This is a genomic window from Cohnella sp. SGD-V74 (assembly GCF_003001675.1).
Taxonomy (GTDB): domain Bacteria; phylum Bacillota; class Bacilli; order Paenibacillales; family Paenibacillaceae; genus Cohnella.
Genome location: NZ_PVYW01000025.1, coordinates 116,849 through 131,275 on the forward strand (window position 1 = coordinate 116,849; position 14,427 = coordinate 131,275).

Below are 14,427 nucleotides of genomic sequence, written 5' to 3' on the forward strand. Positions count from 1 at the left end.
TTACAACACCTTCCCTTTCAGAAATTGGCCGACCAGGCGTTTGGCCTCGTCGACGGTAAATTCGTTCTTGCCTGCAGAGTGCAGCGCCCCGGCTACGGCCTCGGGCCTGACACGGAACAGTTCGTCCGCATGTTGAATGAGTTCATCCCGGGCGTATGCCGCCTCGGGCGCTTTCTTGTTGGCCATCCGTTCCACCTCGTTCATGAATTTGGATTCGGTTGAAAATTTACTTCCCGCATCAGCGGGCCTTGCTCGGCATAACGTTCGATTTTACGCGAGAAGGTGACAAGAATCTGTCCCTCTGTCATCGCGTCCCGTGCCAGATCGACGCTTGGCGTCAGCACGGTCAGGTACCGCCGTTCCGGCAGGCTGAGCGGAATTTTCACAGCTTCGCTCAAGCTTTGCGCAAGCGCGGCGGCCGTCATCGTCTGCTCGTTCACCGTTCGTCCGACCACATGTCCGATCGCCTTTTTGCGGACCTCGATCGTTGAGGCTCTGGAGCCCGCGACCGTCTCGATGCCTTCCCATCTCCAGAGGATGGAAGGGCGTTCGTAGTTCGCCGGCCATCTGCCGCTGTAAGCTTGCCAATCGGAATCCCCCAATGTATCGAGCGTCCAATCGCAGATCGCATCCAGCCAATCGTCCTGCACCGTCTCCTGAGCGGTTCGAGCCCCGATCACGGAGAAACGAAGTCCCCTCGTAATGACTTCGCGGTCCGCATCGGCCTTGTCTGGACCGACTGTGCCTTCGTAACGGCACGTGAACTCGACTAACGAATCGGGATCGACGAGAGCTTGTCCGTCGAGTGCCTCGACGATCAGATCGGACAGTTCGTCCACTTCGGAAAAATCCGACTGCTGCGCTGCGCTGGGCCAGCATTCGAACAAAGTCGTGATCCCCGTCCAATCGGTATCCGTCGACTCCGTCCCTTGGATGAGAAGAATGTAAGGCTTGTCCAAGGTCGATGCCGATTCGTGGGCCTCGAAGATGCGCCCGCCGATGGATGAAATCTGCTGACTCAGCCTCTCTCGAATGCCGGCTCTCATGGGAGCGCCTCACGGCTGTAGAAAGATGAGATCATGGCCATGTTTTCAACCTCCTGGTCTTTCAAAATGTTCCTCTCACCCTTAAGTGGCAACCGTACGACAAACCGTCTAGCCGACGAGAATATGGATGCTGCCAACGTTGCCGTCGACTTTGCGCTGAGCGCGGACCATGTAGGTGCCGACGCTGGATTTGCTGATGTTCAGCATGGCGGCGATCTCCGCGAAGGAGAAGCATTCACCGTGGGCCAGCGTGTAGCAGCTTCGCTCGCGCTCGGTCAGTCCGCGGAAGGCGGCTTCGAGGCGAAATCGGCCGGCCTCGTCGGCCGGCTGTTCCGGCTCGGCAGCCTCCCATAAGGAAGAGGAAGGCAGATTGAGCGGATCGGTCGGCACCTCGCGCTGGTAGCCCGCCCGCCGCTCGATGCCGCGCCGACTCCCCGGCCTTCTTCCCGTCTCCAGCCATTCGATTACATAGGAGCAACTGGCGATCATCTCCATAATGAGACTGCGATCTTTATCGAGCGCCAGCAGCGCGTTCATCTCCTCCAGCGTGCGGACAGGTTCCATTCGAGCGATGCGTACAGTCAGTTCGTCCGCTTTGCGAAGCAGTTCGCGCCTCGTCTCGACGTAGCTCTCCAACGTTGCGGCTCCCAGATTCGTAATGCGATTGATCTTCATGGAATCACTCCTTTTATGATTTTGCCATTTTGGCAAACTACAAAGAAAAAAACTCGTCTTTTCAATTCCTACTAATTTCTCGTTATTCCCCTCTCCCTTAAATACGAACTTATGTTCTTATTTTGGAGATAGGATCATCATAATTTGCCATTAGGGCAATGTCAACAATTATTTTGCCATTTTGGCAAACCATTCTATTTACCATTTTGGAAATTATGATATACTGAATTTAACTTAACAGCAGAAGGAAGATCGGGATGACACTTGGCAATCGCCTTCGAGAACGCCGGGAGAAGCTGGGCAAGACCCAACTGGAAGCGGCCAGAGGCCTCGGCATCAGCAATGTACAGCTCTCCCGCTACGAATCGGACGACCGCAAGCCGGACCCTGAGATGCTCGCGCGCTTCGCGGAATATTACCGTACGACGGCGGACTACTTGCTCGGACGCATCGACAACGCTGCGTCGGATGCGGTGGGAGCTTCCGATATCCGCGAGTACCCGGCATTCGAGGAGTTTATCAACAATCCGGAGCACGGCGTGTTTTTCAAGGATTATTTGAATGCTCCGGAGGAGCGCAAGGAAGAGATGAGACGCTTCTGGGAATTCATCATGGAGAAGGAGAAGGGCCGCAAGCCCGGAGACCGGCAGAAGTAAGCGAACGGACTGCAGCCCGCACGGGCTTTTCTTTTCACCATAAGTACGAACATACATTCGTAAAAGTCGAGGTTTAAGCCAATGTACAACTATTACCGAACGACTCCGTTCGAGCAGTGGGTCGAGCATTTGTGGATCAAATCGGGGATCGCGACGCCTTCCCAGCTCAACGTCGAGGAGGTTGCCTCGCGGCTGGATGTGTGGGTTCACTTCATGAACGATACGAGCCGGGCGCTCGATTACATGGGGATGAGATCGATTTTGGTAGATCGCAGATTGGGACGAGAAGCGCAATGGGAAGATTTCCTGCATGAGCTCTGCCACGTGCTTCGGCACGCGGGCAACCAGACCGTGATGCCCAGGCTGTTCTGCGAAGGCCAGGAGGCCGAGGCGAATCGGTTCGTGCTGTACGCCGCAATCCCGTTCTACATGCTTCGGCGCCTGAAGCTCCCGGCCAGAGTCGACGAAGCGGCGGAAACGATCGCGAATCACTTCGGGGTGACGTTCGAGCTGGCCCGCAAAAGGCTGGAACAGCTTCAAAGACGTACGTTTGCCGCGATTCTGTGGGAGGAAGCGATAAAACAAGAGGCCTACGTCGAACTGTACGCAAAAAACGCGGCCCGCTAAGGGCCGCGCCTGTCTGACCGGTCTATTACCTAAACGTCCACGAGTCGGCAATCTCTCCCGCTTGATCGATATACTTGTCGAAGCTGTCCGGAGTTGCGGTAAAGGTAACGATATACGCTTTGCCGTCGATGATCTCAACCGTCTGCATCCAGGCCAGTTCCTGACCTCCGCTTGTTCCGCTATACGCAAGGTATGCGGCATCCGATCCTTCCGGATCTACTCCCTCTTCCACAAGTTCGAAATCCTGAATCAGCGCACCGGTACTAAGCTGCTCCTTCGTAAACTCAATGTAATCCGCGGCAGTGACGCTCTGGCCGCCCAGATCTTCAATGATAAAATTGATATTCTCGGCGAACGTATCATTGGCATCCTCGAGCGGAGCGAGGAATGCCGCGATTCCAGCGATCCCTTCCTTCAAGGTCCAATCTTCCGGATATTGAATCGTCGTTCCGTGAACCTTATCCTCGAACAATTTATAGCCCGCCGGAACGGCTTGTACGGAAGCGCTCGCTTCCGCCGATGGCGATGCGGATGGACTCTCGGATGCAGATGCCGACGGCGAGGCAGACGGCGACTCCGAAGGCGAGGCAGAAGCGGACGAAGCAGCGGATGGCGATGCCGACGGTGACGCGCCTCCTTTATCGTCTTTGCCGCCGCAGGCGCTCAGCGCCAATGCCAATACGGTCAGAAATAGCGTTGTTTTCAACAGTTTAGCAGATGGTTTCTTCATTTCTCCATATCCCCTCTCTCTGCAAGCACCAAGGTAAATTTTCCCTATTATGAGTGCCTTCGACAAGAATATAGGATTTTCCCTATAAAGTAAACCTATTTCATCGTTTCTTTAGACAATGTTCCCCTTTTTTCGATTGTATGGGTTTAAAAAGAAAAAAGCACTCTATCCCCAATCGGAGACAAAATGCATTCTGGTAAAATGGTGCCGACTAGAGGACTTGAACCCCCAACCTACTGATTACAAGTCAGTTGCTCTACCAATTGAGCTAAGTCGGCTTATTCGATTTCTTGGCTCACAAGATAAGATAATACCACCTTTCGACACGCAACGCAAGCGATCGGCAATAATCGCAAATTCCTTTTTAAACCTTTTGGTACCCCATAGTTCTAAGCGATACGGCTACCGCCCTCCAGAACTCCATCGTGCCGGTCGGATCGCTCATCTGCGCCACAACGCTCTCGCCGAATTCGCTCACGAACCATTTCGGTGCGGGAATTTTGGCGGTCGCGGATTCCAACTGCTTCGTCAACGAATCCACCGTCCCGGCAAGCTGCGCAACCTGGGCGCTCAATTGCTCGAACGCTTCCCTTTCTTCCTTCGTCATCGGCTCATCCTCCTCTGCGTAACGGCCGTAAAATTCCGCCTCCATCGCATTCAGATCGACATTGCCCGCAATTCCCGCCACTCGTCCCTTGTCCGAGTATTGGAAGATCGCCCACCTGTCCCATGTGGAATTGTCCATCGGCTTGTCGACGCTGTAATGGGCGATCCAGAGCGGCCAACCCGCCAATTCCTTGCCCAGATACGTCCGGGCGAAGCTTGCTCCGCTGTAGATCATTGCGCGTCTTCCGCTGGCCCGTTCCAGCTCCGTCAGAAACGCCGCGCACCACTGAGTCAGCGCTCGCGCGCCCAGCTTGGACGCCTCGCCCTCCACGTCGAGCACAAGCGGCCATTGACAAGGGTACCCGGCAACGGTCGAGGCGAAATGCCGCGCCTCCTTGACCGCGTCGTTGTTGTTTTCAGGACGGGCGTAATGGTAATACCCGACTTTAATGCCCGCCGAGCTCGCAGCCAACGCGTTCGCCCAAAGCCGGGAGTCCACGCCGGACACTCCTTCGGTGGCCTTGATAAACACATATTTGACGCCGTCCGTCGCGACCTTCGACCAATCAATGGCTCCCTGCCAGTGGCTTACGTCGATTCCCTTTACATTCGTACTGCTCCTCGCCTGCATGCCACTCCCCTCCTCCATGCTTGTATCCTATTCAGGAATCGTCATGGCGGAGGCGGCGCTCGTACAGACGGTTTTACGGTGTCCGGTCCGGAACGCAAAAAGCGCGCCTCCGAAAGCCTCGGAAGACGCGCCGTTAAAGGATTTATTTAGTGGTGCTGATGAAGGGATTCGAACCCCCGACCTACGCATTACGAATGCGTTGCTCTACCAGCTGAGCTACATCAGCAAATCCTTTATTATCTTAGTCATTTCAGGAGCAAAAGTCAAGCGATTTTGCGCTGGTTTTTTATGGTTTTTCATCAGACGACATGAAACGTTCTGTTCGAGCACACTTCACGCCGCTCCGAAGCCTCGTTCCCCGTCGATTGTTCGTTGCCGACTCCGCTGATCATCAGATGCAGCTGGCGCTTCAGATCGACCTCGTACGGCTTGGTCAGCAGCTCGCCTTCGGAGGAACGGATGACGCGGACGATCGGGCGCTGCTTGATGTCTTCGTGCAGCGCGGCGACGACGCCCAATTCGCCCGTACTGAGACGCACCGACGTTCCTCTCGGGAACAACGCCATATTGTCGCGCAGCCTGCATACCTTGTCCATGTCGTACAAGGTTCCGGCGCCTCCGTACAGCACTTCCAGAGCTTCGTGCGGCAGCATCGGAACGCCGTTGCCCCGTCCGTTGACCAGCGTATCGAACATGTCGAAAATGCTGATCCACTGATGGTGCGGGTGGATTTTCTTGCCTTCCAGCCCGAACGGATAGCCGCTGCCGTCCAGTCTCTCGTGATGGAACAGAGCGCAATGGGCCGCCATAATCGCAAAGCCGCTGTCCCGAAGCAGCTTGTAGCCGAGCTCCGCGTGCTTCATATAGGATTGGTCGTTCTGCGTCACGCGCGACTTCAAGCCGTCCGGAAGCTGCAGTCTGCCGACGTCGTGCAGCATCGCGCCGATTGCCAGGGCATGCAGATCCTCGGCATCCAAGCCTTCTTCCAAGCCGAGACGGGTCGCGCAGACGCCCACGTTCATCGCATGCTCGAGAAAATGCTGCTTATCCCCGTCCGTCAACGTCGTCGTCAAATGCACGGGCAAGCTGAGATCGTTGCGGCGAGATTTCAAGTCGTCCACCAGCAGCTTCGTCGCGTCGTACACGAAACGAACGACGTTCGGAGACAGCTTCTCCTTTTCGCTGCCCAACAGCTCGTCCATCACGTGAGTCAGCGCACCGTGCAAGACGATCACCGTCTCGTCGCGAATCGCCTGATCCGGAGCGATATCTTCCGTGCCCTGCTCCTCGATATGGAGATACGGCATCCCTAACTGCTGCAATCGCTTGATTGCGTGTTCAGTCAGTACGAATCCTCTTCCGGCCAGCACGTGGCCTTGTTCCGTATAGATCGATCGTCCCAGCTTCATTCCCGGACGGCATTGACTCGTATGCATGATGATCATGCTTTCCACTCCCTTTTTTGCTTGCAAGGGGCCTCGCATCCCCGTTTCATGGCCTAATCGTATCGAACCCTCGCGTCATATGACCAGTGACCCCTGTCACCGTTTCCGTCATGTATGCGGTTCAGGAAGAGTTGCGTCTGTTCAAATTCGCGCGATGCACTATAATGGAAAAGAAAGGGGAGAAAGTACGCATGCTCAAAGTATTGATTGCCGACGATCAAGCGTTGATGAGAGACGGCCTGCAAACGATTCTCCAGTTGGAGGACGACATAGAGGTCATCGCCACCGCCGAGAACGGCGAAGAGGCTTGCCGGCTTGTCGGCGTCCACGATCCGGATCTGGTCCTGATGGACATCCGCATGCCGGTCATGAGCGGGATCGAAGCGGTCAAGAAGCTGCGCGCCGAATCCCCGCATACGAAAGTGCTCGTACTGACGACATTCGACGAAGACGAATATATTATCGAAGCTCTGGCAGGCGGAGCGGTCGGTTTTCTGCTGAAAGACATTCCGACCGAGAAGCTGCTGCAAGCGATCCGCGATGCGGCGCAAGGAGAAATCATGCTCCCCTCGGCGATCGCCGTCAAGCTGGCCGCCCGACTGGCTTCGCCCTCGCCCGCAGCCGGCAAGGCTCCCGCTGCTCGCTCGCGCGGACGCACCGCCGATCTGAAATTCACCAATCGCGAGATGAGCATCATCGCTTTGATGGTGGAGGGCCGCACAAACAAGGAGATCGCCCAATTGCTCTTCATGAGCGAAGGCACCGTCAAAAATTACATCAGCGCCATCTACGACAAGATAGGCACGAACGACAGAACGCAAGCCGTCATCTGGTTAAAAGACATGACTATTATATGACCGCCGTCACTAGGCCGCTTCGTTCACCGCAGGTACAATGATAACAGCGTCGCAAGCCGGGGCGCGCCCGTTGGAGGAATGAAGTTGGTTGGAAGCGGCGTTCGCAATCATCTGCCGTTGTTGCGCATATTGGCGGTTTTGATCGGCCTTCATGTCCTTTTGGCATGGGGTTTGGTCGTTATGGGGCGCGGCTTCAATTCCCCCGGACTGCCCCAGAACGCTTGGAGTTGGACTCCCGCTTCGGTCCAGGATTCCGCGCCTCCTTCGAGCGGCTGGCTTCCTTATTCGGACAAGCCCGGGCATCCGTCGAATTCCTCCTTTTATTGGCTTCGCGTACCTCTCGACCCGACCGACACCCGAGACCCCCGTTTATTCGTTCTCAACGCGGTCTCCCTCTCCGTATACGACGGCAGAGAGCTGCTCTACGCCTACGATCCGAAAGACCATAACCATAGATTAAACCTCCTGTATCATTGGAACCTCGTTCCGCTATCCGCGCCGGTTCCCTCCGAGATTTATATGCTGCTCGACGACCGGAAGCTCGATCGGCTTCCGTTGTTCATCCGACAGGTTTCCTACGGGGATTTCGTATCCTCCCTGATTCGCAAAGAAACATATGCATTCGTCTTGTTCGCGCTCTTCCTGTTCAGCGCATGCTTGGCCATGGGCCTGTACGCCATTCGCCGGGAACGACTCCATCTCTACTTCGCGCTGATGGCGCTATGCGGCTGTTACGCGGCGATTGCCCGGACCTATCTGCTTCAGCTGTTCTGGGATCAGCCGTGGCTGAGCTATCTGGACTTCGGCATTTTCCCTCTCGGGGTGTTCGGCTTTCTGGGCATCATCATCGAAGTGCTCGACAAGAAGCTTACCGGATCGCTTCGAGGAATCAGTCGAATCATTCTGGGCTTCTCGCTGCTCTCGCTCGCGAGCGCCGTCGTTCTGGACGTCGAGTGGTTCGGGTGGCTGCTCAGCTATCCTATGCTTGCCATGTTCCTGGTTACGACGGGTTACCTGTTCCACGCTCTATGGAGAGCTTATCAGCAAAGACAAGGCCCGGAATCGATCTGGATGATGGCCGGCTTCTTCATCGTGACCTCCACCGCGCTTTTCTATGTAGTGCGCACTTATTTGGCGGTGTTCTTCACGAAGCTTCGCGAAAGCTTGCCGTTCTTGAACGTGCTGGAGTACGACTTTCTGTCCATTGCCCTGCTCCTGTTCTTAATCTGTCTGGTGCGCGTAATCCTATACCGTTTCGGGCAGATGAACGTTCGGCTGAAGCAGTTTAACCAAGCTTTGGAGACCAGCGTCCAGACCCGCACCGCAGAGCTGCAGGAGAGGGAAGAGCAGCTTCGCGAAGCGAACGTCCGGCTGTCCGGCACGATGAGAGACACGGCCGAGTCGATCGCCTCCTCCATCGTTCTGGAGGAACGTCATCGGCTGACCGGAGCGATCCACGACACGATCGGCCATTCCTTGACGGCGACGCTTGTTCAATTGGAAGCCGCCAAACGGCTGCTTCCCCGCGACCCGGAGCTGGCTCTCTCCAAGCTGGACGCTTCGCAGCAATTGGTCAGAAGGGGCTTCGAAGAAGTCCGCGACTCCGTCCGCCTGCTCCGGGACGACTCTACCCGTTACGATCTGGCCGCCGCGATCCGGCTGCTGATCGAGGAGACCGCCGGATCGACGGGAGCCGTTATCGACAGCCGGATTTCCGAGCTGCCGGACAGCCTCTCGACGCTGCACAAGAGAGTGATCTTCCAAGCGCTGCAGGAAGGCTTGACCAACGGCTTGAGGCATGGCGACAGCCGACGGTTCGATTTCGAGCTGACTGCCGACGATACCCGGCTTTATTTCCGTTTGGCCAGCGACGGAAGAACCTACCTTCCTTCCGAATACGGATTCGGCTTAAGGGCAATGTCCGAGAGAATTGCCGATCTCGGTGGAGAAATGGTCATCGAGCCGGGCGACCCGGGCTGCGTGCTGACCTTGTCGCTGCCCTGCCCGTCTTCGGAGGATACCGGGAAAGGAGCGAGGCAGGCATGAGCAGCGCAAGCTTCTGGGGAAGCCGATTTCCCTTGTATCGCGCGTTAGCGATTTTGATCGTTCTGCTGATCGGCTTCGGCTTCGCCTTGTCCGCCTTCCAGCGGGATAACGAGCTGATCTTCTCTCTGAGGGGCAAAGACTGGCAAATGGTCCCCGCTCCCTCCTTCGACGATCCGCGGCCTCCCGAGTCCGGCTGGCAGAGCTACAACACGAAGGAGATACGGGCCGAACAAGCGTATTGGCTTAAAATACCGTTGCCGGCCGCGAAGCTGGACGACCCGCATCTTCAGATTCGCAATTTCTCCAGCATGAAGGTGTATGACCGAGGGACCGTCCATTACGAATACGCGCAGACGGCCGCCGACAAACGGACGAAGAACGGGTTCAACTGGAAGTTCATTCCGTTGTCCGCTCCTCTATCCGACGAGATCTACATGCTCGTCCAGTACTCCAAGCATTTTCCGATCGATAGCCGGATGGAGCTCGGCAACAAAGCCGATCTGCTCGACGCGATGTTCCGCTACGATATCGACAACCTGGTGTTGGGCTCCCTTCTTCTCTTCTGCAGCTTGATCGGATTGGGACTGTACGCGAGCCAGCGCGACGCGCTGTATCTTTACTTCTCTCTCCTGTCCTTTACCGGCGGGTTCGGAGCCCTCGTGTGCAACCATCTGTTCATGGTCCTATGGAACAGCCCGATTCCCGGCCACTTCCAGGATGCCTGCATGCCGATAGGGGCCTATGCATTCATTGGCGCTCTGTCGCATTTGTATCCGGATATTTACGGACGCATGCTCCGCTTCTTCCGCAGGCTGCTGCTGGTCTATTCCGCGTTGACGATTGCCGGCGCGCTATTCAGCTTCTCCGCCTACGTCCAGGCCGTCGTCGCGTTCGCTCCGCTGTTCCTGGTCATCTTATTGCTGGCCTATTGGACGATGAGAACCGCCTACCGCGCCAAGCAAGACGTGGAGTCCGTCTGGATTCTGGCCGGCTTCCTGTCCCTGGTCACGATTACCGGCACGCATATGTACCGAGTCGCTCTGCACACGTTCTTCCCGCGCGAAGTGAATGCCCTGCTGCGCTGGATGTTCGAGCTGCCGGTCGATCTGCTCTTCTGGGGACTGTTCGCGTTCGTCGTCTGCCTGATTCGCGTCATCGTCCAGCGCTACACGGCCATGAACCGGCAATTGACCGAATTCAACCGGTCGCTGGAACAAGCCGTCCAGATGCGAACGGCACAGCTAAGGGAGCGCAAGGAACAACTGGAATTGGCTCATGAAAACCTGGGGGCGTCTATTCGGGAAAATGCGGAGGCGTTGGCGGAGGCGATGAAGCTGGAGGAAAGACACCGGATTACCGGCAGCATTCACCATACGGTAGGACAGACGCTCAGCGCCACAATCGTGCAGCTTGAAGCGGCCAAGCGCTTGATCGAACGCGACCGCCTCCTGGCGGAGGAGAAGCTTGAATCGGCGCAAAGCCTTATCCGCACAGGACTGGAGGATATACGCCGATCCGTGCGCATTCTGCGGGAGGACGACTCCTACTACGATCTGGTCGGCTCGATCGGAGCCCTGTTCCGGGATGCCGAGCAATTCCGCGGCTGCGTCGTCGAATACGATCCCGATTCTCTCCCTGACGCCTTGGACACTTTGCAGAAACGGGTCGTATTCCAGACGCTTCAGCAAGGAATCGATCTCGGGGTGAAAATGAATCGGGGCCGCCCCTGCAGCTTCAGGCTCTCCGTGAATACGGGCGCGGGATGGATGAACCTCCGGTTTGTCCACCTCGACGCTTCTCCCCCTTCAGCCGCGGATCTGGAATTCGGCCTGCAGACGATCGCGGAGCGGGCCGTACGAATAGGCGGAAGCCTGACGAGCGAGGCAGCTCCCTTGGGCTTCGCGCTTAAGCTGACTCTGCCTCTCGTATCACACGATTCCTTCGACCTGCATAGACTGGGATGATGACAATAGCCCATGCAGGCAAGGGGGAATGCAGATGAACGGACAGACGTTAATGCTGCCGATCCGGACGCGAACGTTCACCGCGAAGAACGTCAAGGTCAACGTGCCCTACGTAAGCAGCGGAACGTCGCTCGCGGCGCAGGAGAAGATGAACGACGCGATTGCGGAAGCGACGCAGCGGCTCATGAAGGACCAGGGTTTTCCCAGCGACGACATCCAGCAGATGGACGGCACTTACGAGATCAAGACGAACGAGCGAGGCGTGCTCAGCCTTTCTCTTCTGAACTACGTTTTTACGGGCGGCGCCCACGGCAACACGCTGCAGCGGTCGCTTACGTTCGACGCCGACACCGGCCGCAGCTACAAGCTCGGCGAGCTGTTCAAGCCGGGAACCGACTACAAAGCCCGCTTGAACAAAATTATCGAAGCGCAGATCAAGTCGCGGGATATGCCTCTGCTCGGTCCCTACCCCGGGATCAGCGACGACCAGGAGTTCTATATCGCCGACAAATCCCTGGTCATTTATTTTCAACTGTACGATCTCGTCCCTTACGCTTGGGGATTTCCCTACTTCCCGATCTCGGTGTTCGAGATCCAGGACATCATCGACGAAGACGGACCTCTCGGCATGATGATGTATTGACAGGAACGGAGAAGAAAGCGGCTGTCTCATAAGTAAAATGAGGCGTACTAAACGATTATCGATGAATGGTGCCAGGTGCATCTATCTCCTTCCGATGCTATACGATCCTGAAACCTGAATGGGTAAACCCGAGATAAGGTAGTTTCAGGACCGTATGAGGCAGTCTCCAGGAGATAGATGCCCTTCTTTTTTCATCGATAATCTTGTACGCCCTTACTTGTGAGACAACCCCTTTTTTTCAGCCTACCATTTGCCCGCATCGATCTCGGAAGGCTTCAGTCCCGCCCAGATGTTCGGCACGTCTACCGTTTCCGGATGCTCGAATACGAGGAAGGCAGTCGGCAAGTATCTCTCCCCGGACGAGGAGGAAGGCTTGTTAACGATCTCTCCGCTCTCGTTAACGAGCACCGTCGAAGAGCCGCCGTCCAGATTGGCCGCGATGACCGCGCCATGCTCCAGCAGAATTTCCTGCGCATCGTACAGCGTGGCGCCGATGCTGTATCCCGGCTGCCTCCCGTCGATGAGCAGGAACAGAATTGCGCCGTCCTCGCGCTGCCCCATGACGGTGCGCGGCGCGACTCCCCATCCTTGCGAGCGATTCGGAATCAGCCCTTTGCCGTTCACGATGATTCTCGGCGAGAAGCTGACCGCTTCGGAGATGCCCAGCTTCATCAGCTCGTCGATCGAATATTTGCCGGCAAGCATCTTGCCGTCCTTGTCGATGCCGACGATCTGCACGCTCTTCGCGCTGCCCAGACCGTTGTAGTAGATCTTACCCTGACTGATGACGAGTCCGATCGGCTTAAAACCGTTGCCTCTCCAGTTCGGATCGGCGAAGCCTCCCGCGTTCACCCCCGCAAGCGCGCCCGTCCGTTTCACCATGCTGGACACTTTCTCGCCCCGTCCCGTTTTGCCCGGTACGACAAGCCGCACTTTTTTCGGATCGCGCACCGTCAGCAGATAACCGTGAAACCCTTCCCCGTCAACCTCTTTCACGGAGATCAGTTCCTCGGGCACCTGTCCCTCCGGCGCCTGCTCCCCTTCCGCTGCCGGAATCGTATGCGTGTCGCGCTCCTCGCCCATCTCTTCGAACTGCTGCGCATACCGGGCGACTCGCTCCCGAAGCGCCTTCTCGCCGATAATGTATTTCGCCCATTCCCTATGCTGAGTCGTGATGAGCGAGTCGGCCAGCATATAGCGATACGTATTGCCCGAAGGAGTGAGATAGAACCAGGCCGCGAACAGAACAACGGACAAGCACCCCGTGACAAAAACGAATTTGTATAAGCTCCACAACAACGACCGCTTTCTTCTTACCGTCTTTCTGGCACCGCTCGGCGCGGCCGTCTTCACGCCGTTGCCGCTTGCGGATAACGAAGACGCCTTGGATGATCTCGGCGGTAATGGCTGCATGGACGTCCACGCTCCTATGCTCTCTCTATATATTGTACCTCCTTTATACGAGACTCGAAGCGAGGTTGTTGCTTACGCAACAAAAAAAGCCGCGTGAGCGGCCAGAACGAACAGTTTCTATCGAGTTGTTCCTTATCGCGGAGGAGCCTGCTATTCCCGCTCGCTCGAACGCGGATGCCGCAGCCGGTCCTTCCTCTGCCTTGCAGACGACAGACGGCTATAGCTTAGGCTGTTTGACCGCCAGCTTCGTCCTTTCCAGCGCCCGTATGTTCTCCTCGTAGTTCTGCGTGACCAGGCCCACGTACAAAATATCGATGACGTTAAGCTGCGCGATCCGCGACGCCATCGCTCCAAGCCGATAGTGCTTCTCCAAATTGCTCGTGAACAGAGGAATGTCGGCCAATTCGGCGATCGGATTGCTGCCGAACTGAGTCAGCGAGATGAGCACGGCTCCTCGCTCCTTCGCCACCTGAAATGCATGCAGCACCCCTTCGTTATGGCCCGTGTACGAAATGCCGAGCACCGCATCCTCCTCGGTCAAGCCCGAAGCGATGATCGCCTGCATGTCCTCGCTGTATCCGACCTCGCACCATTTGTTGAGCCGCATCACCTTGATCTTGAAATCCTCGGCCACGACCGACGATGCCCCGATGCCGAATACGCCGATCTTTCTTGCGGCGGCAAGACGCCGAATCGCCTCTTCAACCGAGTCCTTGGACAGCACGCTCACCGAATCCTTGATCGACTTGGCGTTGTTGTGCGATACGAATTTGATCAACTCCTCCGTGTCGCCTTCGACGCGGAAAAGCTGGTAATCGTCCCCGACCTCGCCCGACAAGGCCAGATCCGCCGCGATCCGCAGCTTTAGCTCCTTGAAGCCGTTGCACCGCAGCGAGCGAGCCATCCGGACAATCGTCGCCTGGCTCACCTTCGTCTCGTTGGCCAGCTTCTGAACGGACATGTCGATAATGTCCTTGGGGTGATCCAGAATATAACGGGCCACTCGCTGCTCCATGGACGGCAGCGTATCGTATGCGCCTTCTATGCTGACAAGCAAACCTTTAAGCATATTATCCCCCTCACCCTCT

14 protein-coding genes and 2 tRNA genes are annotated in these 14,427 nt (G+C 56.6%); 6 read left to right on the forward strand and 10 right to left on the reverse strand.

From position 1 onward, the window contains the following. The 3 genes from B0G52_RS29870 to B0G52_RS29880 all read right to left on the reverse strand — a co-directional run bounded on the left by B0G52_RS29870 (position 1) and on the right by B0G52_RS29880 (position 1,721). Positions 1-186, reverse strand: coding sequence for a YqzN/YkzM domain-containing protein (locus tag B0G52_RS29870; RefSeq protein ID WP_094050109.1), 186 nt, complete (start codon positions 184-186; stop codon positions 1-3). 14 nt (positions 187-200) lie between these two features. Next, positions 201-1,046: a hypothetical protein gene (locus B0G52_RS29875; protein ID WP_094050083.1), complete on the reverse strand. Its 846-nt coding sequence runs from the start codon at positions 1,044-1,046 to the stop codon at positions 201-203. A 108-nt stretch (positions 1,047-1,154) separates the two neighbouring features. Further along, positions 1,155-1,721 (reverse strand): sigma factor-like helix-turn-helix DNA-binding protein, encoded by a 567-nt coding sequence (locus B0G52_RS29880; protein ID WP_094050084.1) that lies wholly within the window; start codon positions 1,719-1,721, stop codon positions 1,155-1,157. A 257-nt stretch (positions 1,722-1,978) separates the two neighbouring features. Between B0G52_RS29880 and B0G52_RS29885 the strand changes: the two genes are divergently transcribed. Then, the gene (locus tag B0G52_RS29885) at positions 1,979-2,377 is read left to right on the forward strand and encodes a helix-turn-helix domain-containing protein (protein ID WP_094050085.1); all 399 of its coding nucleotides are present in this window, start codon (positions 1,979-1,981) and stop codon (positions 2,375-2,377) included. A gap of 81 nt (positions 2,378-2,458) precedes the next feature. Then, a complete protein-coding gene (locus B0G52_RS29890) occupies positions 2,459-3,004 on the forward strand; it encodes an ImmA/IrrE family metallo-endopeptidase (protein WP_094050086.1) in 546 nt (181 codons plus the stop codon). Between the two features lie 25 nt (positions 3,005-3,029). Here B0G52_RS29890 and B0G52_RS29895 read toward each other — a convergent pair whose 3' ends face one another. From B0G52_RS29895 to B0G52_RS29915, 5 genes are all read right to left on the reverse strand, one after another. Continuing rightward, complete coding sequence (locus B0G52_RS29895; RefSeq protein WP_094050087.1) at positions 3,030-3,734, reverse strand: DcrB/PsbP domain-containing protein; 705 nt, start codon at positions 3,732-3,734, stop codon at positions 3,030-3,032. Positions 3,735-3,936: 202 nt separating this feature from the next. Beyond that, a tRNA-Thr gene (locus B0G52_RS29900) sits at positions 3,937-4,012 on the reverse strand. A gap of 86 nt (positions 4,013-4,098) precedes the next feature. Further along, positions 4,099-4,971 carry a glycoside hydrolase family 25 protein gene (locus B0G52_RS29905; RefSeq protein ID WP_158223944.1) on the reverse strand — a complete coding sequence of 291 codons (873 nt, stop codon included), beginning with the start codon at positions 4,969-4,971 and terminating at the stop codon, positions 4,099-4,101. A gap of 150 nt (positions 4,972-5,121) precedes the next feature. After that, positions 5,122-5,197, reverse strand: a tRNA-Thr gene (locus B0G52_RS29910). A 73-nt stretch (positions 5,198-5,270) separates the two neighbouring features. Next, positions 5,271-6,416, reverse strand: a complete 1,146-nt coding sequence (locus tag B0G52_RS29915; protein WP_158223945.1) for an HD-GYP domain-containing protein — start codon at positions 6,414-6,416, stop codon at positions 5,271-5,273. A gap of 191 nt (positions 6,417-6,607) precedes the next feature. Between B0G52_RS29915 and B0G52_RS29920 the strand changes: the two genes are divergently transcribed. The 4 genes from B0G52_RS29920 (at position 6,608) to B0G52_RS29935 (ending at position 11,926) form a co-directional block, all read left to right on the forward strand. Continuing rightward, positions 6,608-7,273: a response regulator transcription factor gene (locus tag B0G52_RS29920; RefSeq protein ID WP_094050090.1), complete on the forward strand. Its 666-nt coding sequence runs from the start codon at positions 6,608-6,610 to the stop codon at positions 7,271-7,273. 78 nt (positions 7,274-7,351) lie between these two features. Next, complete coding sequence (locus tag B0G52_RS29925) at positions 7,352-9,319, forward strand: sensor histidine kinase (RefSeq protein WP_094050091.1); 1,968 nt, start codon at positions 7,352-7,354, stop codon at positions 9,317-9,319. Beyond that, a complete protein-coding gene (locus B0G52_RS29930; protein WP_094050092.1) occupies positions 9,316-11,283 on the forward strand; it encodes a sensor histidine kinase in 1,968 nt (655 codons plus the stop codon). Before B0G52_RS29925 ends, B0G52_RS29930 begins: the two co-directional genes overlap by 4 nt. A gap of 34 nt (positions 11,284-11,317) precedes the next feature. After that, the gene (locus B0G52_RS29935) at positions 11,318-11,926 is read left to right on the forward strand and encodes a DUF3298 and DUF4163 domain-containing protein (RefSeq protein ID WP_094050093.1); all 609 of its coding nucleotides are present in this window, start codon (positions 11,318-11,320) and stop codon (positions 11,924-11,926) included. 243 nt (positions 11,927-12,169) lie between these two features. On the opposite strand, the gene B0G52_RS29940 is transcribed toward B0G52_RS29935, so the two are convergent. Both B0G52_RS29940 and B0G52_RS29945 read right to left on the reverse strand, forming a co-directional pair. Next, positions 12,170-13,339 carry a phosphodiester glycosidase family protein gene (locus B0G52_RS29940; RefSeq protein ID WP_233163193.1) on the reverse strand — a complete coding sequence of 390 codons (1,170 nt, stop codon included), beginning with the start codon at positions 13,337-13,339 and terminating at the stop codon, positions 12,170-12,172. Positions 13,340-13,556: 217 nt separating this feature from the next. Next, a complete protein-coding gene (locus B0G52_RS29945) occupies positions 13,557-14,408 on the reverse strand; it encodes a MurR/RpiR family transcriptional regulator (protein ID WP_094050094.1) in 852 nt (283 codons plus the stop codon). Positions 14,409-14,427: the final 19 nt, after the last annotated feature.